Origin of the sequence: Pseudomonas shirazica, assembly GCF_015168335.1 — a bacterium.
GTDB classification, from domain to species: domain Bacteria; phylum Pseudomonadota; class Gammaproteobacteria; order Pseudomonadales; family Pseudomonadaceae; genus Aquipseudomonas; species Aquipseudomonas asiatica.
Genome location: NZ_CP063456.1, coordinates 5298997 through 5323641, shown reverse-complemented (window position 1 = coordinate 5323641; position 24645 = coordinate 5298997). Strand labels below are relative to the sequence as shown.

At 61.0% G+C, this 24645-nt stretch carries 22 protein-coding genes; 11 read left to right on the top strand and 11 right to left on the bottom strand.

Going from position 1 to position 24645, the window contains the following annotated elements:
* Window positions 1-19 precede the first annotated feature (19 nt).
* On the bottom strand, window positions 20-1828 hold the full coding sequence (gene oadA / locus IMX18_RS24550) for a sodium-extruding oxaloacetate decarboxylase subunit alpha (protein WP_013974836.1): 1809 nt from the start codon (window positions 1826-1828) through the stop codon (window positions 20-22).
* Window positions 1829-1839: 11 nt separating this feature from the next.
* Window positions 1840-3255, bottom strand: a complete 1416-nt coding sequence (locus IMX18_RS24545; protein ID WP_013974837.1) for an acetyl-CoA carboxylase biotin carboxylase subunit — start codon at window positions 3253-3255, stop codon at window positions 1840-1842.
* A 189-nt stretch (window positions 3256-3444) separates the two neighbouring features.
* On the opposite strand from IMX18_RS24545, the gene IMX18_RS24540 reads away from it, so the two are divergent.
* Window positions 3445-4407 (top strand): LysR family transcriptional regulator, encoded by a 963-nt coding sequence (locus IMX18_RS24540; RefSeq protein WP_281069126.1) that lies wholly within the window; start codon window positions 3445-3447, stop codon window positions 4405-4407.
* Here the strand turns inward: IMX18_RS24540 and IMX18_RS24535 are convergent.
* A complete protein-coding gene (locus tag IMX18_RS24535; protein WP_080563834.1) occupies window positions 4349-4567 on the bottom strand; it encodes a PA3496 family putative envelope integrity protein in 219 nt (72 codons plus the stop codon). The two genes, IMX18_RS24540 and IMX18_RS24535, sit on opposite strands and share 59 nt — an antisense overlap.
* A gap of 149 nt (window positions 4568-4716) precedes the next feature.
* Window positions 4717-5583 carry a transcriptional regulator HexR gene (gene hexR, locus IMX18_RS24530; protein WP_011536461.1) on the bottom strand — a complete coding sequence of 289 codons (867 nt, stop codon included), beginning with the start codon at window positions 5581-5583 and terminating at the stop codon, window positions 4717-4719.
* Window positions 5584-5686: 103 nt separating this feature from the next.
* On the opposite strand from hexR, the gene zwf reads away from it, so the two are divergent.
* From zwf to IMX18_RS24505, 5 genes are all read left to right on the top strand, one after another.
* The gene (gene zwf, locus IMX18_RS24525) at window positions 5687-7129 is read left to right on the top strand and encodes a glucose-6-phosphate dehydrogenase (RefSeq protein WP_015272365.1); all 1443 of its coding nucleotides are present in this window, start codon (window positions 5687-5689) and stop codon (window positions 7127-7129) included.
* Window positions 7130-7216: 87 nt separating this feature from the next.
* Window positions 7217-7531: a hypothetical protein gene (locus IMX18_RS24520; RefSeq protein WP_015272366.1), complete on the top strand. Its 315-nt coding sequence runs from the start codon at window positions 7217-7219 to the stop codon at window positions 7529-7531.
* 130 nt (window positions 7532-7661) lie between these two features.
* Window positions 7662-9848 carry a DNA helicase II gene (gene uvrD / locus IMX18_RS24515; RefSeq protein ID WP_015272367.1) on the top strand — a complete coding sequence of 729 codons (2187 nt, stop codon included), beginning with the start codon at window positions 7662-7664 and terminating at the stop codon, window positions 9846-9848.
* Between the two features lie 255 nt (window positions 9849-10103).
* Entirely contained in the window at window positions 10104-10958 is an 855-nt protein-coding gene (locus IMX18_RS24510; protein WP_003260050.1) for a Tim44 domain-containing protein, read from the top strand.
* A gap of 114 nt (window positions 10959-11072) precedes the next feature.
* Window positions 11073-11480: an SMI1/KNR4 family protein gene (locus IMX18_RS24505; RefSeq protein ID WP_013974843.1), complete on the top strand. Its 408-nt coding sequence runs from the start codon at window positions 11073-11075 to the stop codon at window positions 11478-11480.
* Window positions 11481-11692: 212 nt separating this feature from the next.
* Here IMX18_RS24505 and IMX18_RS24500 read toward each other — a convergent pair whose 3' ends face one another.
* Window positions 11693-13453 carry a cation:proton antiporter gene (locus tag IMX18_RS24500; protein WP_015272368.1) on the bottom strand — a complete coding sequence of 587 codons (1761 nt, stop codon included), beginning with the start codon at window positions 13451-13453 and terminating at the stop codon, window positions 11693-11695.
* Between the two features lie 343 nt (window positions 13454-13796).
* Between IMX18_RS24500 and IMX18_RS24495 the strand changes: the two genes are divergently transcribed.
* Window positions 13797-14282 carry an acyl-CoA thioesterase gene (locus IMX18_RS24495; RefSeq protein ID WP_003260046.1) on the top strand — a complete coding sequence of 162 codons (486 nt, stop codon included), beginning with the start codon at window positions 13797-13799 and terminating at the stop codon, window positions 14280-14282.
* On the opposite strand, the gene pdxY is transcribed toward IMX18_RS24495, so the two are convergent.
* A complete protein-coding gene (gene pdxY, locus IMX18_RS24490; RefSeq protein WP_013974845.1) occupies window positions 14279-15151 on the bottom strand; it encodes a pyridoxal kinase PdxY in 873 nt (290 codons plus the stop codon). The two genes, IMX18_RS24495 and pdxY, sit on opposite strands and share 4 nt — an antisense overlap.
* A 120-nt stretch (window positions 15152-15271) precedes the next feature.
* Here pdxY and IMX18_RS24485 point away from each other — a divergent pair, with 120 nt between their 5' ends.
* On the top strand, window positions 15272-15664 hold the full coding sequence (locus tag IMX18_RS24485; protein ID WP_015272369.1) for a DUF3301 domain-containing protein: 393 nt from the start codon (window positions 15272-15274) through the stop codon (window positions 15662-15664).
* Here IMX18_RS24485 and IMX18_RS24480 read toward each other — a convergent pair whose 3' ends face one another.
* The 3 genes from IMX18_RS24480 to zigA are packed head-to-tail and all read right to left on the bottom strand — an operon-like array spanning window position 15665 to window position 18508.
* Window positions 15665-16636 carry a CobW family GTP-binding protein gene (locus IMX18_RS24480; RefSeq protein ID WP_054572032.1) on the bottom strand — a complete coding sequence of 324 codons (972 nt, stop codon included), beginning with the start codon at window positions 16634-16636 and terminating at the stop codon, window positions 15665-15667. It abuts the gene before it with no gap.
* Between the two features lie 40 nt (window positions 16637-16676).
* Complete coding sequence (locus IMX18_RS24475) at window positions 16677-17303, bottom strand: DUF1826 domain-containing protein (RefSeq protein ID WP_015272371.1); 627 nt, start codon at window positions 17301-17303, stop codon at window positions 16677-16679.
* Window positions 17300-18508 (bottom strand): zinc metallochaperone GTPase ZigA, encoded by a 1209-nt coding sequence (gene zigA, locus IMX18_RS24470; protein ID WP_054572034.1) that lies wholly within the window; start codon window positions 18506-18508, stop codon window positions 17300-17302. The genes IMX18_RS24475 and zigA overlap by 4 nt, the downstream gene beginning before the upstream one ends.
* A 202-nt stretch (window positions 18509-18710) precedes the next feature.
* On the opposite strand from zigA, the gene folE2 reads away from it, so the two are divergent.
* On the top strand, window positions 18711-19616 hold the full coding sequence (folE2, locus tag IMX18_RS24465; RefSeq protein ID WP_015272373.1) for a GTP cyclohydrolase FolE2: 906 nt from the start codon (window positions 18711-18713) through the stop codon (window positions 19614-19616).
* On the opposite strand, the gene IMX18_RS24460 is transcribed toward folE2, so the two are convergent.
* Window positions 19600-20127: a DUF3617 domain-containing protein gene (locus IMX18_RS24460; protein ID WP_015272374.1), complete on the bottom strand. Its 528-nt coding sequence runs from the start codon at window positions 20125-20127 to the stop codon at window positions 19600-19602. The genes folE2 and IMX18_RS24460 overlap by 17 nt on opposite strands.
* Before the next feature lie 131 nt (window positions 20128-20258).
* Between IMX18_RS24460 and cls the strand changes: the two genes are divergently transcribed.
* On the top strand, window positions 20259-21698 hold the full coding sequence (cls, locus tag IMX18_RS24455; RefSeq protein WP_015272375.1) for a cardiolipin synthase: 1440 nt from the start codon (window positions 20259-20261) through the stop codon (window positions 21696-21698).
* A gap of 140 nt (window positions 21699-21838) precedes the next feature.
* Here the strand turns inward: cls and cfaB are convergent, their stop codons facing one another.
* Window positions 21839-23023, bottom strand: coding sequence for a C17 cyclopropane fatty acid synthase CfaB (cfaB, locus tag IMX18_RS24450; RefSeq protein ID WP_015272376.1), 1185 nt, complete (start codon window positions 23021-23023; stop codon window positions 21839-21841).
* Window positions 23024-23230: 207 nt separating this feature from the next.
* Between cfaB and lpdA the strand changes: the two genes are divergently transcribed.
* Window positions 23231-24631: a dihydrolipoyl dehydrogenase gene (gene lpdA, locus IMX18_RS24445; RefSeq protein ID WP_054572036.1), complete on the top strand. Its 1401-nt coding sequence runs from the start codon at window positions 23231-23233 to the stop codon at window positions 24629-24631.
* Window positions 24632-24645: the final 14 nt, after the last annotated feature.

Sequence of the window (24645 nt, the reverse complement as noted above, 5' to 3'; positions counted from 1 at the left end):
TTGTAGATGAGGGCTTATCTCAGCCCTCGATCTCGATCAGGATCTCGCCCGGAGTCACACGGTCGCCCTTGGCCACGTGGATGGCCACGACCTTGCCAGCGATACCCGCCTGCACTTCGGTCTCCATCTTCATGGCTTCGGTGATCAGCACGGCCTGGCCGGTCTTGACCATGTCGCCTTCCTTGACCAGCACATCGACGATGTTGCCTGGCATGGTGGTGCTGACGTGGCCCGGGGCACTGGCCTGCTTGCGCTTGCTGCTGCCGCCGCCGACGAATTCGTTGAGCGGCTCGAACACCACTTCTTCCGGCATGCCGTCGATCGACAGGTAGAAGTGGCGCTTGCCTTCGGCCTTCACGCCCACACCGGTGATGTCGACGCGGTAGGTTTCGCCGTGCACGTCGATGACGAACTCGGTCGGTACGCCTTCACCGCTATGGGACGCCACTGCGCCCGCTTCTGGAATTGGCAACAGGACTTCAGGGGTCAGGGTGCCGGCTTCGCGTTCTTCGAGGAACTTGCGGCCAATGTCCGGGAACATGGCGAAAGTCAGCACGTCTTCTTCGCAACGGGCCAGGGCGCCGATATCGGCACGCAGCTTGGCCATTTCCGGCTTCAGCAGGTCGGCCGGGCGCACGTCGATCACTTCTTCGCTGCCGATCGCCTGACGGCGCAGCTGCTCGTTGACCACGCCCGGAGCCTTGCCGTAACCGCCTTGCAGGTACAGCTTCACCTCGTTGGTGATGGTCTTGTAGCGCTCGCCGGCCAGCACGTTGAAGAACGCCTGGGTACCGACGATCTGCGAGGTCGGGGTTACCAGCGGTGGGAAGCCGAGGTCTTCACGCACGCGCGGGATCTCAGCCAGCACTTCGTTCATGCGGTTGAGGGCGCCCTGCTCCTTGAGCTGGTTGGCCAGGTTGGAAATCATGCCGCCCGGTACCTGGTTGACCTGCACGCGAGTGTCCACGGCGGTGAACTCGCTTTCGAACTGGTGGTACTTCTTGCGTACGGCATAGAAGTACAGGCCGATTTCCTGCAGCAGCTCCAGGTCCAGGCCAGTGTCGAACTCGCTGCCCTTGAGCGCGGCAACCATCGACTCGGTACCTGGGTGGCTGGTGCCCCAGGCGAAGCTGGAGATGGCGGTGTCGATGTGATCTGCGCCGTTTTCCACAGCCTTCAGCTGGCACATTGCGGCCAGGCCGGCAGTGTCGTGGGAGTGGATGAACACCGGCAGCGACTGCTCGGCTTTCAGCGCCTTGACCAGTTCGCCGGTGGCGAACGGGGTCAGCAGGCCGGCCATGTCCTTGATCGCGATCGAGTCGCAACCCATGGCTTCCATCTGCTTGGCCTGGTTCACGAAGGCTTCGATGGTGTGCACCGGGCTGGTGGTGTAGGCGATGGTGCCCTGAGCGTGCTTGCCGGCAGCCTTGACCGCTTCAATGGCCACGCGCAGGTTACGCACGTCGTTCATGGCATCGAAGATACGGAATACGTCGATACCGTTGACTGCGGCCTTGGCGACGAACGCCTTGACCACGTCGTCGCTGTAGTGGCGGTAGCCCAGCAGGTTCTGGCCGCGCAGCAGCATTTGCAGGCGGGTGTTGGGCAGCGCTGCGCGCAGCTTGCGCAGGCGCTCCCACGGGTCTTCCTTGAGGAAGCGCACGCAGGCGTCGAAGGTGGCGCCACCCCAGACTTCCAGCGACCAGTAGCCGACCTTGTCGAGCTTGTCGCAGATCGGCAGCATGTCTTCGGTACGCATGCGGGTGGCCAGCAGGGACTGGTGGGCGTCGCGCAGGATCGTGTCGGTTACGTGAATTTTCTTGGACATTATGGGGTTCCTCACAGGCCTGCGTGGGCGGCGATGGCGGCGGCGATGGCCAGGGCCAGCTCTTCGGGTTTGCGCTTGATCGAGTAATTGGTCAGTTCCGGGTGGCTTTCGACGAAGCTGGTGTTGAACTGGCCGCTACGGAATTCCGGATTGCGCAGGATTTCCTGGTAGTACGCGGCGGTGGTCTTCACCCCTTGCACGCGCATGTCGTCCAGGGCCCGCAGGCCGCGGTCCATGGCTTCTTCCCAGGTCAACGCCCACACCACCAGTTTCAGGCACATGGAGTCGTAGAACGGCGGGATGGTGTAGCCGGTGTAGATCGCCGTGTCGGTACGCACGCCTGGGCCGCCGGGTGCGTAGTAACGGGTGATCTTGCCGAAGCTGGGCAGGAAGTTGTTCTTCGGATCTTCGGCGTTGATGCGGAACTGCAGCGCGTAACCGCGGTGCTGGATGTCTTCCTGCTTGACCGACAGCGGCAGGCCCGAGGCAATGCGGATCTGCTCACGGACGATGTCGATACCGGTGATTTCCTCGGTGATGGTGTGTTCCACCTGCACCCGGGTGTTCATTTCCATGAAGTACACCTCGCCATCGGCGAGCAGGAACTCCACGGTACCGGCGTTCTCGTAGTTCACCGCCTTGGCCGCACGCACCGCCAGGTCGCCGATGTAGGCGCGCTGTTCGGGGGTGAGCTGGGGGCTCGGAGCAATTTCGATGAGTTTCTGGTTGCGGCGCTGGATCGAGCAGTCGCGCTCGAACAGGTGCACGACGTTGCCAAAGCTGTCACCGAGGATCTGCGCCTCGATGTGCTTGGGGTTGACGATGCACTTTTCCAGGAACACTTCCGCAGAACCAAAGGCCTTGGTAGCCTCGGAGATGACGCGGGGGAAATTCTGTTCCAGTTCTTCACGGCTGTTGCAACGGCGAATACCACGGCCGCCACCACCAGAGGTGGCCTTGAGCATGACCGGGTAACCGATGCGGTCACCTTCGCTCAGGGCTTCGTGAATATCGGCAACGTTGCCTTCTGTACCCGGGGTTACCGGCACACCAGCGGCGATCATGGTGCGACGCGCTTCGGTCTTGTCGCCCATGCGGCGGATGACCTCGGCGGCAGGGCCGATGAACTTGATCCCGCGCTCGGCGCAAATCTCTGCCAGTTCAGCATTTTCCGACAGGAAACCATAACCTGGGTGCAGGGCATCACAGCCGGTTTCCACAGCCAGGTTCACCAGCTTGCGCGGGTTCAGGTAACCGGCCAGCGGCTCGGCACCAATGCTGTGGGCTTCGTCGGCGCGCTTGACGTGCAACGCATGGCGGTCGGCGTCGGAATAGATCGCCACCGAGCGAATGCCCATTTCGGCGCACGCACGCACGATCCGAACTGCAATTTCACCTCGGTTGGCGATCAGGATTTTTTTTATCACTGGAGTCTTCCCAAAGCCGTAGGAACAGTCGAGCCGGTTCTCCCGGTCGGCGCGTGACCAGACGTTGCTGGCCAGTCGCACATTCACCCTAGCGCTGTAGGTTGATAAACAAAAATCAATATTTGTTAGGGGCTGTATTAGCAAAAGCTTATAGTGCGGTAACAAGGTGTTGCCGAAGGGCGGATAAAAATGCGTAAGTCCTTGATGCGTATGACTTTGCGTCAACTGCAGATCTTCAACGAGGTGTGCGATTTGCGTTCATACAGCCGTGCGGCGGAAGAGATGGCGCTTACGCAACCCGCCGTTAGTCTACAGATCCGTCAGCTCGAAGAGCTGATCGGTCAGCCGCTGTTCGAGTACGTGGGCAAGAAGCTTTACCTGACCGAAGCTGCCGAGGCCCTGCAACGCGCCAGCCGCGATATCTTCGGGCGCCTGGAGAGCCTGGACATGCAGCTTTCGGACATGCAGGGCTCATTGCAGGGGCAGTTGAAACTGGCGATCGAGTCCAGTGCCAAGTACTTCGTGCCACACCTGTTCGCGGCCTTCAAGCAGCGTCACCCGGAGGTCAACCTGACCCTGACGGTGGTCAATCGCGCCCAGGCCATCCGCCGCCTGTCGGACAACCGCGACGACCTGATCATCATGTCCATGGTGCCGCAGGACATGGGCCTGGATTTTCTGCCGTTCCTCAACAACCCGATCATCGCGGTGGCGCCGCCCGAGCACCCGCTGTGCAAGCTGGAGCAACTGCGCCTGCAGGACCTGGAGCCTCATACCCTGCTGGTCCGCGAACAGGGTTCGGGCACGCGCAAGGCTTGCGAGGAATACTTCAAGGACAAGCGCGTGCATTTCACCCAGACCCTGGAGGTGGCCTCGGCCGACGCCCAGCGCGAGTGCGTAATTGCCGGGCTGGGCATTGCCATGCTTACCCGCCATGCGGTCAACCTGGAGCTGGCTACCGGTGTATTGAGGGAGCTGCCGGTGGAAGAACTGCCGCTGTACCGCAGCTGGTGCGTGGTGCAGTCCAAGGCCAAACGGCAGTCGCCGGTGGCCTTGGCTTTCCTGGCGTTCATCCGCAGCGAACGTGCGCTGATCAGCGCGCTGGTTGAGCGTTTTTCGGGGAAGCTGCTGCCGACGCCTGCCAGACCGTGAGCTCTTGCAGTTCGGGGTAGTCCACTAGTTCGCGGAGCAATTGACGTTGGTCGCAATAGCTTTCGATCGCGCGGCGGTATTCCATGCGGCGCTGATCCTTTTCCTGCTGCTTGCGAGCCTTGGCGCTGGGTTGGTACGTACCGTCGAAGTCACGAGCCATTGCCTGTCTCCCAGATAGGATGCGGGAGTTTCAGACTGGCTTGAGTGGTTTACGGTTTGGCTGTGGAATGGTGACAGAATCGTGAATTTTCACTCCCTGTACCGGCCCATTCGCGAGCAAGCCCGCGAAGAGGCCGGCGCAGGGAGAATTCAGTCGTCGGTAGCCTTGATCGACTTGGGCGACAAGCGCAGGCTGCGCAAGCTGCGCTTCACGCTCTTCAGGTGGTTGACCAGGCTCGGCCCGCGCGCCATGGCTACGCCCATGGCCAGCACGTCGATCACCACCAGGTGGGCGATACGCGAGGTCAGCGGGGTGTAGATTTCGGTGTCTTCATGCACATCGATCGCCAGGTTGACAGTCGAAAGCTCCGCCAGCGGTGTCTGGCTTGGGCACAGGGTAATCAGGTTGGCGCCGCTCTCACGGACCAGGTTGGCGGTAATCAGCAGGTCCTTGGAACGGCCCGACTGGGAAATGCATACCGCCACATCACCTGGTTTCAGGGTCACCGCCGACATCGCCTGCATGTGCGGGTCGGAATAGGCTGCCGCGCTGAGCAACAGACGGAAGAATTTGTGCTGAGCATCGGCCGCCACCGCACCGGAGGCGCCAAAGCCATAGAACTCCACACGCTGCGCCTGGGCCATGGCAGTCACCGCCTGCTGCAGCGCCTGTGGGTCGAGGTGCTCGCGCACTTCCATCAGGGTGTGCAGCGTGGTGTCGAAGATCTTCAGGCTGTAGTCGGCGACCGAGTCGTCTTCATGGATGGCGAACTGGCCGAAACTCGCCCCCGCAGCCAGGCTCTGCGCCAGCTTCAGCTTCAGGTCCTGGAAGCCCGAGCAACCGATCGCGCGGCAGAAACGCACGATGGTCGGTTCGCTGATACCCACGCTGTGCGCCAGATCGGCCATGGAGCTGTGCATGACGGCAGCCGGGTCGAGTAGCACGTGGTCGGCTACCTTGAGTTCCGATTTGCGCAGCAGGTGGCGCGATTGGGCGATATGTTGCAACAGATTCACAGGCTGGACTCGGTTATGATCGGCTGGCCGGGTTGTAGCTTTCTTGTAGTTATACTACATGGACGCCAACCCGCCCAGTTAAACGAACGTGGAGAGTGGTGGTTTGACTATTCCTTGCGACATTCTGGTCTTCGGCGGCACCGGCGATCTGGCCCTGCACAAACTGCTTCCGGCGCTCTACCACCTGTTTCGCGAGGCCCGTCTGAACAACGCCGTGCGGATCATCGCGCTGGCACGACGCAACTTGCCACGTAACGATTATCTCAAGCTCGCCGAACGCCATTGCCGGGCACAGATTGCCCGCAGCGACTTCGACGAAGAGGTCTGGCAGCGGTTTTCCGCGCGGGTCGACTATTTCGCCATGGATGCTTCGCAAAGCGCCGACTTCGGTCGCCTGGCGCGCTACCTGGGCGAACCCGGCGGCTTGACGCGCATCTTCTACCTGGCCACCGCCCCCAATCTGTTCGTGCCGATTGCCAAGCACCTGCATAACGCCGGCCTGGCAGACACTGAGGCGCGCATCGTGCTGGAAAAGCCGATCGGCCACTCGCTGGAATCGGCTACCGCCATCAACGAAGCGATTGGCGCAGTGCTGGAGGAAAACCAGGTATTTCGCATCGACCACTACCTGGGCAAGGAAACCGTGCAGAACCTCATGGCCCTGCGTTTTGCCAACGCCCTGCTGGAGCCGGTGTGGCGCAACAACCAGGTTGATCACGTGCAGATCAGCGTTTGCGAGACCCTGGGTGTAGAGAACCGTGGTGCCTACTACGACCGCGCCGGGGCGACCCGCGACATGTTGCAGAACCACCTGCTTCAGCTGCTATGCCTGGTGGCCATGGAGCCCCCCGCGCAGTTCGAGGCCGAAGCGGTGCGTGACGAGAAAGTGAAGATCCTGCGGGCCCTCAAGCCCATCACTGGCCAGGACGTGCAGGACAAGACCGTACGCGGCCAGTATGGCGCCGGGCGCATCGGCGGCCAGGAAGTGCCGGCTTATTACTTCGAAAAGGACGTCGACAACGACAGCGACACCGAAACCTTCATCGCCATCGAGGCGCACATCGACAATTGGCGCTGGGCGGGCGTGCCCTTCTACCTGCGTACCGGCAAGCGCATGGCACGGCGCTCATCGCAGATCGTCATCCAGTTCAAGCCGGTGCCCCACGAGCTTTTCAATGGTGGCCAGGTCAACCAGCTGCTGATTCAGCTGCAACCGGACGAACGCATCAGCCTGCGCATGATGACCAAGAGCCCAGGCAAGGGCATGCGCCTGGAACCTGTGGACCTGGACCTGAACCTGGCCCAGGTGTTCAGCCAGACCCGCCGCTGGGACGCCTACGAGCGCCTGCTGCTGGATGTGCTGGAGGGCGACTCGACGCTGTTCATGCGCCGCGATGAAGTGGAAGCGGCCTGGGCCTGGATCGACCCGATCATCAAGGGCTGTGAAGAGCACTTCCAGGCGCCGCGACCGTACCCGGCAGGCTGTAATGGGCCAGAGCAAGCCAACAGCCTGCTCGCCAGGCACGGCAGGCACTGGCATAGCTGAAGCACTGCCCTGCTCCCCTGGCAGGCCAAAGGGCAGAAAGTAGCCCAGCGCACTGGCGCTACTTTCAACCCGAGACAGGAGCAGGCAATGGCTACTATCACCAACCTCGTTGCAATCAACGACATCGCCCACGGCAAGCAGGTTTTCAGGGTTCACGGCACCGTTACGGTCGCCTCCCCGGCCGTAGAACCGGTGCTGGTCGAACCCAAGCTGCGCCACAGGGGTGGCTGGGAAGTGCTTGAGCTTCAACTTCTGGATAGCGGCGCAATCACTCCGCAGGTGCTGACGGAAAAAACCGTGGCTTTCGAGCGTGCAGGCGGCACTGGCTGGAAAACCGTGGAGATCATTCATGCAGACGGTTCGCAGCGCTGCGAAATTCGTACCATCGAGGCGATTGACTGAGCCGCTGCCGGCCAGGTCGCCCGAGCGGTGGCCTGGCACCTTCCATCGGCTCGATGAACGGACATGTGGCAGGTGAATATTTATACAGTAGAGGTTTGCCCCATTTCCTGCCGCGCCCTAGAATGGCCCGATGCGCACAGACGACCTCTCCCTCCTGCTGAACTCCCTCAACGATGCCCAACGCCAGGCCGTAGCGGCCACGCTCGGGCGTCAACTGGTGCTTGCTGGCGCCGGTTCCGGTAAAACCCGCGTGCTGGTGCACCGCATTGCCTGGCTGATCCAGGTGGAGCAGGCATCGCCGCACTCGATCCTGTCGGTGACCTTCACCAACAAGGCCGCGGCAGAAATGCGCCAGCGTATCGAGCAACTGCTGGGTATCAACCCGGCGGGCATGTGGGTCGGCACCTTCCACGGCCTGGCCCATCGCCTACTGCGGGCCCATTGGCAGGAAGCGAGGCTGGTGCAGAACTTCCAGATCCTCGACAGCGACGACCAGCAGCGCCTGATCAAGCGGGTGATGCGCGAGTTGGGCCTGGACGAGCAGAAATGGCCGGCACGCCAGGCCCAGTGGTTCATCAACGGGCAAAAGGACGAAGGCCTGCGTCCACAGCATATCCAGGCCGGGGGCGACCTGTTCCTGTCGACCATGCGCGACGTCTATACCGCCTATGAGCAGGCCTGCGAGCGCGCCGGGGTCATCGACTTCTCCGAACTGCTGCTGCGCGCCCTGGACTTGTGGCGCGACCACCCGGGCCTGCTGGAGCACTACCAGCGGCGCTTCCGCCACGTGCTGGTGGACGAGTTCCAGGATACCAACGCCGTGCAGTACGCCTGGCTGCGCCTGCTGGCGCGCGGCGGTGACAGCCTGATGGCGGTGGGCGATGACGACCAGTCGATCTACGGCTGGCGCGGTGCCAAGATCGAGAACATTCACCAGTACACTGCCGACTTCCCCGACGCCGAGATGATCCGCCTGGAGCAGAACTACCGCTCCACCGGTGGCATCCTCAAGGCGGCGAACGCACTGATCGCCAACAACAGCGGGCGCCTGGGCAAAGAGCTGTGGACCGACATGGGTGAAGGCGAACCGCTGACCCTGTATGCGGCCTACAACGAGCACGACGAAGCGCGCTACGTGGTGGAAACCATCGAGAGCCTGGTCAAGAAGGGCAATGCGCGCAACGAGATCGCCATACTGTACCGTTCCAACGCCCAGTCGCGGGTGCTGGAAGAAGCCCTGCTGCGCGAACGCATCCCCTACCGCATCTACGGTGGCCAGCGCTTCTTCGAGCGCGCCGAAATCAAGAACGCCATGGCTTACCTGCGGCTGATAGAAGGCCGCGGTAACGATGCTGCCCTGGAACGGGTGATCAACGTGCCGCCACGTGGCATTGGCGAAAAAACTGTCGAAGCCATACGCGAGCACGCCCGCCACAGCCAGCTGTCGATGTGGGAAGCAATGTGCCAGCTGCTTGCCGCCAAAGCCCTGAAAGGCCGCGCTGCCAGTGCCCTGGGTGCATTTATCGAGCTGATCGAAGGGTTAGCTGCCAAGGTCGTGGACATGCCGCTGCATACCATGACCCAAACCACCATCGAGCAGTCCGGGCTGATCATCTACCATCAGGAAGAAAAGGGTGAGAAGGGCCAGGCACGGGTAGAAAACCTTGAGGAACTGGTCAGCGCAGCGCGCAACTTCGAGTCTACCGACGAAGACGCCGACCTCTCGCCTCTCTCGGCATTCCTTGGCCACGCCTCGCTCGAAGCAGGCGATACACAGGCCGACGAGCATGAAGACAGCGTCCAGCTGATGACCTTGCACAGTGCCAAGGGCCTGGAGTTTCCGTATGTGTTCCTGGTGGGCATGGAAGAAGGCCTGTTCCCGCATAAGATGAGCCTGGAAGAGCCTGGCCGCCTGGAAGAGGAACGCCGCCTGGCTTATGTGGGTATCACCCGCGCCATGCGCCAGCTGGTCATGACCTACGCCGAAACGCGTCGCCTGTATGGCAGCGAGACTTACAACAAGGTGTCACGTTTCGTACGCGAAATTCCGGCAGGCTTGGTTCAGGAAGTGCGCCTGTCCAACAGCGTCAGCCGACCGTTCGGCGGGGCCAAGACGGCCACGAACAGCAACCTGTTCGCCAATGCCAGCATTCCGCAGACCGCGTTCAACCTTGGCCAACGTGTGCAGCACGCGGTGTTTGGCGAGGGTGTGATCCTCAACTTCGAGGGCTCCGGCGCCCAGGCGCGTGTGCAGGTGAATTTTGCCGAAGGGAGCAAGTGGCTGATGCTGGGGTATGCCAAGCTCGAGGCCATCTGAAAGCCTGCGCGGTCCCTTGTAGGAGCGGCCTTGTGTCGCGATAGGGCCGCAAAGCGGCCCCACAATCATGGCGTCGACGCTGATATCTTAGGGCTGCTTCGCAGCCCTTTCGCGACACAAGGCCGCCCCTACAGGTCCGTCATAAGCACCTTGTAACATTCAGGCAAAAGCTCGAAACATTATGTCGCTGGTCATGTGCCCGGGAACCTGTGCACCATGACGCGCGTGCAATCCACAACAGGGGATATCCCACTTATGCAACGTTTTCTTAGCATCGCTCTGGCGCTCTGCGTCGGCCTGACGCTGAGCCTGGACGCCAACGCCAAGCGTTTTGGCGGCGGCAAGAGCTCGGGCTCCGCGCCTATTCACCAGACCCGCCAGGCCACGCCAACCACGCCTGCCGCCGCGCCGACCGCACCTGGCCGTGCCGCTCCGGCCGCCAGCGGTGCTTCGCGCTGGTTGGGCCCTCTGGCCGGCCTCGCCGCCGGTGGCCTGCTGGCTTCCATGTTCATGGGCGACGGTTTCGAAGGCTTCCAGATCATGGACTTCCTGATCGTGGCGCTCATCGCCTTCCTGGTGTTCCGCTTCATCGCCGCGCGCCGTCGCCAGCAGCAGCCGCAAATGGCCATGCCGGGCCATGCGCCGATGCAGCGTGAAACTCACGCGCAGCCGGCCCAGCCGTCGATCTTCGGTGGTTCGGCCGCACCTGCTGCCGCAGCCGCCCCGGTGATCAACGCCCCGGCCTGGTTCAACGAGCAGAACTTCCTGGCTGCTGCCCGTAACCACTTCCAGGCGCTGCAGCAGCACTGGGACGCCAACGAGATGGACAAGATCGCCGAGTTCGTCACCCCGCAGATGCTCGAGTTCCTCAAGCGCGAGCGCGCCGAACTGGGTGATGGCTTCCAGTCCACCTACATCGACAACCTCGAGGTACAGCTGGACGGTGTTGACGACCGCGCCGACCGTACCGACGCCACCCTGACCTTCCGTGGCGTGTCGAAGAACTCGCGCTTCGACCAGGGCGAAGTGTTCAGCGAAAGCTGGCACATGGTTCGCGCCCAGGGCGAAAACCAGCCTTGGCTGGTGGCCGGTATCCGTCAAAACGGCTAACCGCTGCGTGCTGCACAAAAAACCCCGGGCCTGTCCCGGGGTTTTTGCTTTTGCCAGAGTGGCCTACTAGGGTATAACGCGCAGCGTTGTCATCTAGGTCAGAGGAAGTGAACCGTGGAAGAAGTGATCGAACAACTCCGTGAAGCCAACGAGCCAGTGCCGGTGCCCCTTGAGCTTCCCGACGAGGACCTGCTGGTCGAAATCGAAGAAGAGCTGTTCATTAACATTCCTTTCGTGTTCAAGGAGTTCCTGCTGACCGTCAGTGACGTGGTGTATGGCTCACTGGAGCCGGTGACCGTTACCGACCCACAGTCACATACCTACCTGCCCGACGTCGCCGCCAACGCCTGGGATGCCGGCGTGCCACGTGACCTGATTCCACTGTGCCAGGACGGCGACAACTACTACTGCGTCGAAGAGGATGGCACCGTGGTGCTGTGGGATGCCGAAGAGGAAATCGTCGGTGAAGACAGCTGGGAATCGGTGTGGCACTGGGCGCGGGATGTCTGGCTGGAGAGCTGATCTCTATTCCATTGCCCAGGCCCTGATTGGATTTAGCAGGGTCCTGTGGGAGCGTCGCGCTTACGAATTGAGTTCTCCGATCTGAGACAGAGAATTATGGCCTAGTGCCATCTATACAGTTAAAATCGCCAGGCTTTCTGCGCCTGGCGACATCGCTACCGCTCCATCCCCTCGGACGACGGTGAAATCTTGCGCAGGGAGCATTGCCCTCTTCAGTGCGTATTCTCGCGGCTGTTCTCCAGCGTCTCCAGCAAGGCAATCTGCATGCGCGTATGCACGCGGATAAACCAGCGCCACAGCAAGGCCACCACCACTGCAGCCACCACGGCGATCACCAGCAGCAGCTCGCTGGTCGGTAGAATGCTCGCCGACAGCGCCGACAGCAGCAGGAAAATCACCAGCAGCGACAACAACGGAATCACCTCGGCAATAACTCGTCGCACGCGCTGAGTATGCCGTCCGGCCGTTTCCGGTTTGACGCCCATCTCTGCCAGTAGCATCGACAGCGCCTTGAGCTTGCGATAGGCCGCAATCAGGAATGGTAACGACAGCAATAACGCTACCCCCCAGATCAGCGCTTTCTGTTGGCTGGTATCGCTGACCCACTCGCTGAGCCAGTTGCCGATCCGCCCGGCGAAATAGCCACCACTGAAGAAGATGGCGATCACCAGCGCCAGGTTCACCCCAACCTGCAACAGGATGCGCCGGATCATCGCCGCGAGCATGGCGCCCTCGCCCTGCGGCTGGATGCTGCGCAACCATTCGCCATACAACGACAACACCCGCGCCAGGCGGCTGGGCACCACCTTGCCCAGCTTGAGCGACAGCGGGTCGGCGGCACGGATCAGGTAGGGTGTCAGCAGCGTGGTGATTGCCGATACCGCCACAGCCACCGGGTAGAGGAAGTCGCTGGTCACCTGCAGAGTCATGCCCAGCGCGGCGATGATGAAAGAAAACTCGCCAATCTGCGAAAGCCCCATGCCCACCCGCAGCGATGTGCGCCCGTCATTGCCTGCAATGAACGCGCCCATGCCACACGACAACATCTTGCCCAACACCACCGCTAGGGTAATGACCACGATCGGCCAGGCGTAGTCGATCAACACCTGGGGGTCGATCATCAGCCCGATGGCGACGAAGAAGATGGCGCTGAACAGGTCGCGTACCGGTTCGATCAGGCTCTCGATCTTCAGCAACTGGCGCGACTCGGCCATGATCGCGCCAATCAGGAAGGCGCCAAGCACCATGCTGTACTCGAGCTTCACCACCAGCAGGCAGAAGCCGAAGCACAGGCCCAATACGGTTATCAGCAGCATCTCGTTGCTTTCGAACCTGGCCACGTAGGCCAGCAGGCGCGGCACCAGCAGGATGCCGATGACCAGCGCAACGATCATGAACAGCGACAGCTTGCCGACAGTGGAGAACACCTCGCCCGAGCTGACCGTGCCGCTGACGGCGATGCCCGATAGCAGGGCGATGATGCCGATACCGAGGATGTCCTCGACGATCAGCACGCCGAATATCAGCTGGGCGAAACGCTCGTTCTTCATCTTCAGGTCGTTGAGCGCCTTGACGATGATGGTGGTCGAGGAAATCGCCAGGATGGCGCCGAGGAACAGCGAATCCATGGTGTTCCAGCCGAACCAGCGGCCGATCTCGAAGCCGATCCAGATCATCAGCACAATTTCCAGGAACGCCGCGATGAACGCCGTGGCGCCTACCTTGAACAGCTTGCGCAGGCTGAATTCGAGCCCCAGGCAGAACATCAGGAAGATCACCCCCAGCTCGGCGAGGGTCTTGATGGTGTCTTCATCGTGGATCAGGCCGAACGGTGGGGTGTGCGGGCCGATGATGAAGCCGGCGACGATGTAGCCCAACACCACGGGCTGCTTGAGGCGGTGAAAGAGAATGGTGACCACGCCAGCAACCAGCATGATGACTGCCAGGTCCTGGATGAAGCTGATGGCATGCATGGCGTGATACTCCTTTTCTCGTCCGTTGCTGGATGCCTGGGCAGACCGCTCCTCTGCCAAGGCAACCCTGAGCGAGCAGCAAGTACTTACTGTTTTGAATGCAGGAAAAGCCCATGTTGCATGGGTGCAGTCAGGTTAACATCGCACCCCGCCGCAAAAAGGCGGTGCAATATGCAGAAACAGATCGGCTGGAAAAGCGCCGCTGATGGCATGATCGGCGTGACGATGGAGCGTCAGCCAACGTCCCGTATCAGGAAGGCAAATTCAAAAGAGGGGAACAGAAGTGTCTGCAGATAATGCCCCCCATTCGCCCGATTCAGCGCAACCTCACCGTGAGCACACTATGGAACCTGGAAACGCCCAGCTGAGCATGACCGTCCTGATGACCCCGGACATGGCCAACTTTTCTGGCAACGTACATGGCGGCACCCTGCTCAAGTACCTCGACGAAGTGGCCTATGCGTGCGCCAGCCGCTATGCCGGCAGCTATGTAGTCACCCTGTCGGTCGACCAGGTGATCTTCCGTGAGCCGGTGCACGTGGGTGAACTTGTGACCTTCCTGGCGTCGGTCAACTACACCGGCAACACCTCGATGGAGGTGGGCATCAAGGTGGTGACCGAGAACATCCGCGAGCGCTCGGTGCGCCATTCCAACAGCTGCTTCTTCACCATGGTCGCGGTCGACGACAACCGTCGCCCGGTGCAGGTGCCGCCGCGCCAGCCGCAAAGCAGTGAAGAAAAGCGCCGTTTCCTGCAGGGCCAGCAGCGCCGACAGATCCGCCAGGAGCTGGAAAAGCGCTACCAGGACCTGAAAACCGACGCGATTTAAAGCGCCAGCAGCTGTGCCTCGAAGCGTACCCTTGGGTGCGCAATGCGGTCCTGGGCCCGCACCAGTTGCAGTTCATAGCTGGAGCAGGCCTGGGTTTCGAGCAGCACTTCGTGTACGGCCGCAGCGGTGAATTCGAACGCCTGCACCCAGCTGTCGCCGAGTAGGACGCGGGCCAGGAACAGGCCTGAGGTCAGGTCACCCACCCCTACCGGCTGCCGCGGGAACGCCAGCAGCGGGCGGCGCAGGTGCCAGCTTTGCTCGGCGGTCACCAGCAGCATCTCGAACTGGTCCTCGGCGCGCCCGGGGTAAGCAAGGTGCTTGACCAGCACCACCTGCGGCCCGCGCTGCAACAGGCTGCGCGCCATGTTCACGCAGTCCTCCAGCGACTGCGCTCGGCGGCCACAGAAGCTGTCCAGCTCCAGCTGGTTGGGGCACAGGATGTCGGCCCTGGTAGCCGCCTCATCGAGCAGGAACTCGCTCACTTCCGCTGGCACGATACAGCCCTTCTCAGGGTGCCCCATGACCGGGTCGCAAAGGTACAAAGCCTTTGGGTTGACTGCCTTGATCCGCTCGACGCCGGCCAGAATCGCCCGACCTTGTTCGGCACTGCCCAGGTAACCGGACAGCACCGCGTCGCAATGGCCCAGCTCGCCGATGTTGGAAATGCCTTCCACCAACGCAGGAATTTGCGCAGGGGCAAGCACTTCACCTGCCCACTGGCCATACTGTGTGTGATTGGAGAACTGCACGGTATTGAGCGGCCACACATTGACCCCGATACGCTGCATGGGAAACACCGCGGCGCTGTTGCCGGCGTGGCCGAACACCACGTGGGACTGGATGGCGAGCAGGTGCGGGGTACGTTTCATGCGGGAGGTTTCCAAAGCTGTTTCAGGGATTGTGCGCGACGCAGTATGAACTCGATTGCCACCTGTACGACAGGCCAGGGACGCAGTTAAGCTGGATCGACCTGTTTGGAGCATATGCAAATGTTGACCCTGGAAAACCTCTTCGTCCTGATGCTGGTCGCCACGGCAGGCGCCTGGTTGTGGCACAACCACGGGTTGCGCGAGAAAGCCCTGGAACGGGTCAAACAGCATTGCGCCAAGCTCGACCTCGAACTGCTCGACGACGCGGTCGCACTCAAGCGTATCGCCTTTGTCCGTGACGCCAACGGCCGCAAGCGCCTGGCGCGCGTCTACGCCTTCGAGTTCACCGTCACGGGCGAGCAGCGCCACCCCGGTACCGTGACCCAGTTCGGCGCCCACAGCGTGCAGATTGAACTGGCGCCCTACCCGTTCGAGATCAAGACCCCACCGCGCACCGACAATGTCATCGAGATGCAGCAGTGGCGCCAGGAGCACAACCGCTGGCGCAACTGATCAGTTGACACGACATTCGCTCAACCCGGCCTGCAGCGCGGATTGCGATTGCGGCTGGTCGAAAATCAGCTCGATACGCGTATCCCTGCGCCAGTCGCTGGGCTGCCAGGCGGGCATGTCCCCATTCAGGCCATTGAATGATTGCCAACCCTCCACGCTGTGGATAACCCCTTTCGCGCGCCGCCACGGCCAAGCCCGCAAGAACGCCTGCAGCCGCTGTGGATAAAACTGCTGGCCAGGGTGCCAGCGCCAGCCGATGCTCCAACCCCCCTCTCCCTGCTGTGCAAGACAGATCGGCTGCCCGGGGTCTGCCCATAGCGCTGCCGGTGGATTTACAAGATTGTCGACAATACTGTTATCCACAAGCGAGCTGTCGACAATGCCATGGGGTACAGCCGGAAGGTCCGACAAGGGCAGCCAACCTTGGACGGTCCAGAATATTTTCTTTTCATTAAATTTCTTATTTATCAACAACTTAGTGTTTTCATCCACAGCCTCTGATTTGTTCAAGACAACGCTCTCAGCAGCATCGAACGCCTGCTGTTGAGCCTCCGGAAGCTGTTCGTTCCGGACCATCGACTGCGCGTCGACGACCATCAGCAATGGCTGTATTGTCAGCACTCCAGTCCAATGGGCTTTTTGCAACTGAGCAAGCAACTGCAAGGGATGACCCAGTCCGGACGGCTCTATGAACAGCCGGTCAGGGCGGGATTTGCGCAGCAGTCGGCCCAGGCCCACCTGGAACGGCATGCCATTGACGCAGCACAGGCAGCCACCTGCGACCTCGCCGATGGCGATGCCGTCTTCGTCACGGCTGAGCAAGGCCGCATCCAGGCCTACCAGGCCGAATTCGTTGATCAATACCGCCCAGCGCTCATTGGCCGGGCGCTGGGCCAGCAGGTTACGGATCAGGGTGGTCTTGCCGGCCCCCAGCGGGCCGGCAATCACGTGGGTGGGAATGTTCTGCAGCATGGGGAGGCTTCGGGCGATGGCGATGCCTCACTATGCGCCGTCAGGCCAGCCAGTCAAGGCTGAGCAGCAGGCGCCCCTGCTGCCCCGATGGCGACCGATGCACCAGACCCGCGCCTTCGTTGCCCTGCCACTTTTCACCTTTGAGCACCGCCACATCGCCAGCTTGCAAGTACTGAACGTTATCCACAGGAAGTATTGCTGTGTGTAAGTTGCCACGAGGGCTCGCGTCCTCTTTCAACCACTCGCTACCTGGACCTGCGTAGGTAGTGAGCAGACGCAGCGGTACGTTATCCACATGGAAGCGCGGGCACATAGGGCCGGTCAGTACCCGCAGGCGCAAACCAACCCGCTGCGCACCCACCAGGCAGGTATAGGCCGCCACCAGCCAGGCCACATCTGCCACGAATGCCTCATAGCCGTGCAAGTCGGCCGCTTCGCGCAAGAGTTCGGTGAATACCGGCATGTGCCGCTCGTCCACATCGATGACGCGCTGGTCTGCCAAGGGCTGGCCGAGGCTAACCACCAGCGCGGCAAAGTCCTCCAGTTGCGGCGGCAAACGTCGGCGCCATACCGCCAGGTTTACGCCATCCTGCAGCACATCGGTCAGCACCTGCGGTGTCTCGCCAAATACCTGGAAAATATCCACAGGCTTGCGTGCAGGGTTCATGCTGCGGCCTCCTCATGCCATGAACCGAACGGATCGGGCAGGCGCAACCAGCCCATGTGCCCCAATTCCATTTCCTGATCGGTCAAAAGGCATGCATCGAGTGCTGTGGATAATTTTTCGAAGTCGATATTCTGCCCGATGAACACCAGTTCCTGGCGGCAGTCACCGCTCTCGGCAACCCAGTTCTTCAAGATCGCGGCAGTGTTATCCACATCCTGTGGCCACTGCTCGCGCGGCACGAAACGCCACCAGCGGCCCGCCAAGCCATGGCGCATCATGCCGCCTGCCTGCGACCAGCTTCCAGCTTCCTGGTATTTGCTGGCCAGCCAGAAAAAACCTTTCGAACGCAGCAGGCGGCCATTGCTCCAGGGCTTGTGGATAAAGTCGAAAAAGCGCTGTGGATGAAAGGGGCGCCGGGCCTGCCAGGTGGTGGCGGCAATGCCATACTCTTCGGTTTCCGGCACATGCTCGCCGCGCAACTCTTGCAGCCAGCCCGGTGCCTGGGCGGCCTGGTCGAAGTCGAACAGGCCGGTGTCGAGGATGCGGTCCAGCGGTACCTGGCCCATGACCATGGGCACGATCTGCGCCCGAGCATTGAGGCTGCGCAGAATGGCCATGAGCTCTTCGCGCTCGTGCTGGCTGATCAGGTCGATCTTGCTCAGCAACAGTACATCGGCGAACTCGATCTGCTCGATCAGCAAGTCACTGATTGAGCGCTCGTCTTCCTCACCCAGGGTTTCGCCACGGCTGGCCAGGCTGTCTGCTGCCTGGTAATCACGCAGGAAGTTCAGGCCATCGACCACAGTGACCATGGTGTCCAGGCGCGCCATGTCGGACAGGCTACGGCCCTGTTCGTCGCGGAAGGTGAAGGTCTCGGCCACAGGCAGTGGCTCCGAGATCCCCGTGGACTCGATCAGCAAATAATCGAAACGCCCTTCTTCAGCCAGCCGCGCCACTTCCTCGAGCAGGTCTTCACGCAGCGTGCAGCAGATGCAGCCATTGCTCATTTCCACCAACTTCTCCTCGGCACGGTTGAGGCTTACGTTGCGCTGCACCTCGCTCGCATCGATGTTGATTTCGCTCATGTCATTGACGATGACCGCGACTCGCAGGTTGTCGCGGTTACGCAGCACATGGTTGAGCAAGGTGCTCTTGCCGGCGCCAAGGAAGCCGGATAGCACGGTGACAGGGAGACGGTTGGACATGGCGAAACCTCTTCAGGCGAGCGCATTCGAAACGATGCATTGCACAATGTTATAAAGTAACAATACAATTTCGCCAAGCCGTTCGTGACGAATGAGTGCCCACCGGGAGGAAAAGTGAACCCGCCACGTGCCAGGGTGCCCCTCCCGGCATTGCAGCTTGATCGGTGGTGGCCGCTGATCTCCCTTTTGTTTGGAATAGCAGATGACTCAGCTCAAGCTCCCCGACATAGCCGCACAAACCCATGAATACGCCTTACCTTTGAACTGGGTGGGTATGTGCGGGATCGCCCAACCTGTGCAGTTCGAGGGGCGCACAGCAGCTGCCACGGTCGATGCCGGCGTTAGCCTGGTAGACGGCAGCTCACGCGGTATCCATATGTCACGGCTTTATCTCGCCCTGGAGTCGTTGGAGCACCAGCCCCTGACGCCGCTCACCATCCACCAGCTGCTGACTGACTTCCTCAGCAGCCATGAAGGCCTTTCTTCCTCAGCCTATTTGCGTCTGCGCTTCGAGCATCTGCTAAAAAGGCCTGCATTGATCAGCCCGCTGCAGGGTTGGAAAAGCTATGCCGTCACAGTCGATGCAAGGATCGAAAATGAAATGTTCCACGTGGAACTATCCGTTTCTGTCCCTTACTCCTCGACCTGCCCATGCTCGGCTGCACTTGCACGGCAACTGATTCAGCAGCAGTTCCAGGCGCATTTCAGTGCAGAGCAGGTCGACAAATCTGCAGTGCTGCAGTGGCTTGGCAGCGCCGAAGGCATCGTAGCGACGCCCCATAGCCAACGTAGTAGCGCGCAAATCCAGGTAAGGCTGCGCAGCAATCAGCAGGTTCTGCCAATCACCGAGTTGATCGACCGCATAGAAGCAAGCCTGGGGACAGCGGTGCAGACCGCAGTTAAGCGCGCAGACGAACAAGCCTTTGCCTTGGCCAACGGCCAGAATCTGATGTTCTGCGAAGACGCCGCACGACGCCTGCACAAGGCGCTACGGCAAATGGAATGGAGCACGGCCTTCAAGCTGCGCGTGGAACATGCAGAAAGCCTGCATGCCCACGATGCTGTCGCGACCAGCCAGTGGCAATGGGATGTCAGCTGCGCGGCTTGACCGAGCCGCAGTCATTACCCAACCACACGGCACGGGTGTTCATGCTGCCTTGCTGCTGTACACCCGAAGCGTTGAATGTACCGTTGACCTGGGTGGTGAATTCCCGGTCACTGAGGAAAGTCGCCTGGCCACTGCCCTGCGCTTTGGGGCAGCTGAACTGGAACTTCCATACATTGCCGGTGCGGTCGGTTATCTTTTGTGTACAACCTGACTTCGGGTCCTGCAGGGGGATATCGTTGGTTGCCACCTGTTCTGGCGTCAGGCACGAGCGCACCCCCTTACCCCCAACAGTCACTCCCTGCTTGGCCAGCACCCCTTCCATCATCGCGCGCTGCTCTGGCGGCAGGTTCTTCAACTGGCCGAGCATGAACTCCATATCGGGTAACGGCTTGCCATCGACCTGCATGTTGCTGGTGGTCAGCTCCCACAAACCTGGCTGTAGCATCTGAGCATGCACCAGCGGGCTGCTCACACCTAGGGCCAACGCCAACAGTGGCAGACGAATCTTCATGGACGAACGCTCCTGGAAAAAGCCGGCCAAGCGGGCCGGTCTGTGCCTTAGACGCCAAATCCACCTGCAGGTTGCAAGGCGGACCGGGAACGTGTTCTGTTACTCAAGTGTACTCGGCAAGCAGGATGCATATGGACTACCACAGCCCCTACTTCTTCGGTTACCTACTCGGCCTGGTTCATTTGCTGGGTATTGTCGCCGCATTACACGCACTGTTCACCGTGCGCACTGCCCAGGGCGCAATCGCCTGGGCCATGCCGTTGTTCTTCATCCCCTACCTCACCCTGATCCCTTACCTGATCTTCGGTGCGCGCTCGTTCTATGCCTACATCAAGGCTCGGCGCCAGGCCAACCAGGAAATGCATGTGGCCATGGCCAACCTCAACTGGCGGCCTTGGGTAGAAGAAGCCCTTACCGCCCGCGAGTCGGAAAGCTATGCGGCCTTGCGCGCCATGCCCAAACTCGGGCGGATGCCCTGCCTTGCCAATAACGAGGTGAAGCTGCTGATCGATGGCAAGGCAACATTCGATGCAATATTTGCCGCCATCGAAAAAGCCCGCGACGTGGTGTTGGTGCAGTTCTTCATCATCCATGACGACAACCTTGGCAAAGCATTGCAGCAACTGCTGCTGCGCAAAGCCGCCGAGGGGGTGCGGGTGTTCGTGCTGTATGACCGTGTCGGCAGCCATGCCTTGCCGGCAAGCTACAGCCAGTTGATGCGCGACGGTGGTGTACAGATTCATGCCTTCGCAACCCGTCGGGGCTGGTTCAACCGCTTCCAGGTTAATTTCCGTAACCACCGCAAAATCGTGGTGGTGGATGGCTTGCTCGGTTTCATCGGCGGGCACAACGTGGGCGATGAGTACCTCGGTGGCCACCCGCAGCTTTCACCTTGGCGCGACACCCACGTGCAGATCAGCGGGCCGGTGCTAGCCTGCCTGCAGGAGTCGTTCGCCGAGGACTGGTACTGGGCCACGCGCCAACTACCGCCGCTGATTCTGCCGGACGCCTACCCTGACAACGGCGTGCTGTGCCAAGCCTTGGCCAGCGGCCCGGCCGATCCACAGGAAACCTGCTCGCTGTTCTTCCTTGAGGCGATCCATTCAGCCACCCGGCGCGTGTGGATCACCAGCCCGTACTTCATCCCCGACGAGGCGGTGTTCGCCGCGTTGCGTTTGGCGGTACTGCGTGGGGTCGATGTGCGAGTGCTGATTCCGTCACGCCCAGACCATCGCATCGTCTATGCCGCCTCCAGCCTTTTCGCCTTCGAAGCGGTACGTGCGGGTGTACGCATGTTCCGCTACCAACCGGGTTTCCTGCATCAGAAGGTGGTGCTGGTGGATGACGATGTCAGCGCTATAGGCAGTGCCAACCTGGACAACCGCTCGTTCCGCCTGAACTTCGAAATCACCCTGTTGACAGTCGATCGCGGCTTCGCTGACCAGGTCGAGAACATGCTGAACAATGACTTTGAACAGGCACGGGAAATTACTGCGGAGGACAGCCGCGATACTCATCGGCTGCAGCAACTGGGGATGCGGATTGCTCGGCTGATTTCGCCGATTCTCTGATGCGCCTGCGCCCGTTGCAGGGTATCGCGGACCTTGTGGGAGCGGGTTTACCCGCGAAGACGTCAGTGGCTGTACCGACGCATTCGCGGGTAAACCCGCTCCACAGGGTATGGTGTCGCGCTTGCGTGCTTTGTTGCAATTCAGCGATACAGGTCTTCACGCGTCCAAGGCAGGTCATGGTGCCCATCGGCGTACGGCTTCACGGCCAGGATCTGATGCAGGTTGATCCAGCCCTTCTGGAAGGCATAGGCACACCCGGCCAGGTACAGGCGCCAGATGCGCAAGGTCTTCTCGGGCACCAGCGCCGCCGCCTTGTGCAGCTGGTTCTCCAGGTTCTCGCTCCAGTGGTGCAAGGTCTTGGCGTAGTGCAAACGCAGGCTCTCCACGTCTACTACCTCCAATCCCGCTTCACAGATGCTGGCACTGATCATCGACAGGTGCGGCAGCTCGCCATGGGGGAACACGTAGCGATCGATGAACTCGCCAGCGCCACGCCCGACCGGGCGACCATCCACATGCTTGGCGGTAATACCGTGATTCATCACCAGGCCCCCTTCCCTCACGGCACCGAACAGCTTCTGGCTATACAGCGCCAAGTTGGCATGCCCGACATGCTCGAACATGCCAACGCTGACAACCTTGTCGAAGCGGCCGTCCTGAGGCAGGTCGCGGTAGTCGAGAATCTGCAGGTCGACCTTGTCGGCCAACCCCTCTGCCTTCACCCGCTCGCGACCGAGCTTGAGCTGCTCCTTGCTCAAGGTGATACCAAACACCTTGGCGCCATATTCGCGAGCAGCGAAACGCGCCAGCCCACCCCAGCCGCAGCCAACGTCGAGCAGGTAATCACCCGCTTCCAGGCGTAGCTTGCGGCACAGATGATCGAATTTGTCCTGCTGTGCCTGATCCAGCGTGTTGTCCGGCTCACGGAAGTAGGCGCACGAGTAGGCCATGTCCTGATCCAGCCATAGCTGGTAGAACGCGTTTGAAACATCGTAATGGTAGGAAATCGCTTCGGCGTCGGTGCTCTTGTCGTGGGCCTGACGCTGCGGTGGGGTGTCGTCTTCGTCGGTCATTAGCGCTTCGCTCAGCTCATCGCATACGCGGATGGCTTCACCAATATCGCCTTCAAGCTCCAGCTTGCCTTCGACGAATGCCGTGCCCAGTTGGTCCATGCTCGGGTGGCTCAACTGGCTGATCAGCTGTGGCTCCTTGACCAGGATAGTGACCTGCGGGCTAGGCCCCAGATCGAACTGGTTACCGTCCCACAGTTTCAGCCGCAACGGCAGATGCAGGCTCTGCAGTGCCGGTGGAAGTTGCGCAAGCATGAACGACCCTCCTGTCCGTATTTGGCCACGACGCCTGATATTTCGAACGTCGCCGGATCAGAGTAGTTCATTCGTGGGATGTTTCCTCTAAACGAGACCATGGTCTAGAACCAACTAGTCTTATGCACACCGCGGATTGTATACAATTCTTGCATCTCAGCTTAACCTTGTGCCCCTCTTGCGCTTCTTCATCCTGGAGTTGAACCCATGAAATCCTATGACGTGGTGATCATCGGCGGTGGCCCTGGCGGCTACAACGCAGCCATCCGCGCCGGCCAACTGGGCCTGAGCGTAGCCTGCGTGGAAGGCCGCTCGACCTTGGGCGGCACCTGCCTGAACGTGGGCTGCATGCCCTCCAAGGCACTGTTGCATGCTTCCGAGCTGTACGAAGCTGCCAGTGGTGACGAGTTCGCCCACCTCGGTATCGAAGTCAAACCTACCCTCAACCTCGCCCAGATGATGAAACAGAAGGACGAGAGCGTGACCGGCCTGACCAAGGGCATCGAGTACCTGTTCCGCAAGAACAAAGTCGACTGGATCAAGGGCTGGGGTCGCCTGGATGGCGTCGGCAAGGTCGTGGTCAAGGCTGAGGATGGCAGCGAAACCGCACTGCGGGCCAAAGATATCGTCATTGCCACCGGCTCCGAACCTACGGCCCTGCCGGGCGTGACCATCGACAACCAGCGCATCATCGACTCGACCGGCGCGCTGTCGCTGCCACAGGTGCCCAAACATTTGGTCGTCATCGGAGCTGGCGTGATCGGCCTCGAGTTGGGTTCGGTATGGCGCCGCCTGGGCAGCCAGGTCACGGTCATCGAATACCTCGACCGCATCTGTCCGGGCACCGACGAAGAAACCGCCAAGACCCTGCAGAAGGCCTTGGCCAAACAAGGCATGGTGTTCAAGCTGGGTAGCAAGGTGACCCAGGCGAACGCCAGCGCCGATGGCGTGAACCTGACCCTAGAGCCAGCAGCTGGTGGCACCGCAGAAACGCTGCAGGCTGACTATTTACTGGTCGCCATCGGTCGCCGCCCCTATACCAAAGGGCTGAACCTGGAAAGCGTGGGCCTGGAAACCGACAAGCGCGGCATGCTCGGCAATGACCACCACCGCACTTCCGTGCCGGGTATCTGGGTGATTGGCGACGTCACCTCCGGCCCGATGCTGGCGCACAAAGCCGAAGACGAAGCGGTGGCCTGCATCGAACGCATCGCCGGCAAGCCCCACGAGGTCAACTACAACCTTATCCCTGGCGTGATCTACACCCGCCCCGAGTTGGCCACCGTGGGCAAGACCGAAGAGCAGCTCAAGGCCGAAGGGCGTGCCTATAAAGTCGGCAAGTTCCCGTTCACGGCCAACAGCCGGGCCAAGATCAACCACGAGACCGAAGGCTTCGCCAAGGTCATCGCCGATGCCGAGACCGACGAAGTGCTGGGTGTGCACCTGGTAGGCCCAAGTGTCAGCGAGATGATTGGTGAGTTCTGCGTGGCCATGGAGTTCTCGGCCTCGGCGGAAGACATCGCCCTCACCTGCCACCCCCACCCGACCCGCTCCGAGGCCTTGCGCCAGGCAGCGATGAATGTGGACGGGATGGCGATGCAGATTTGATGTGAGATAGCCGG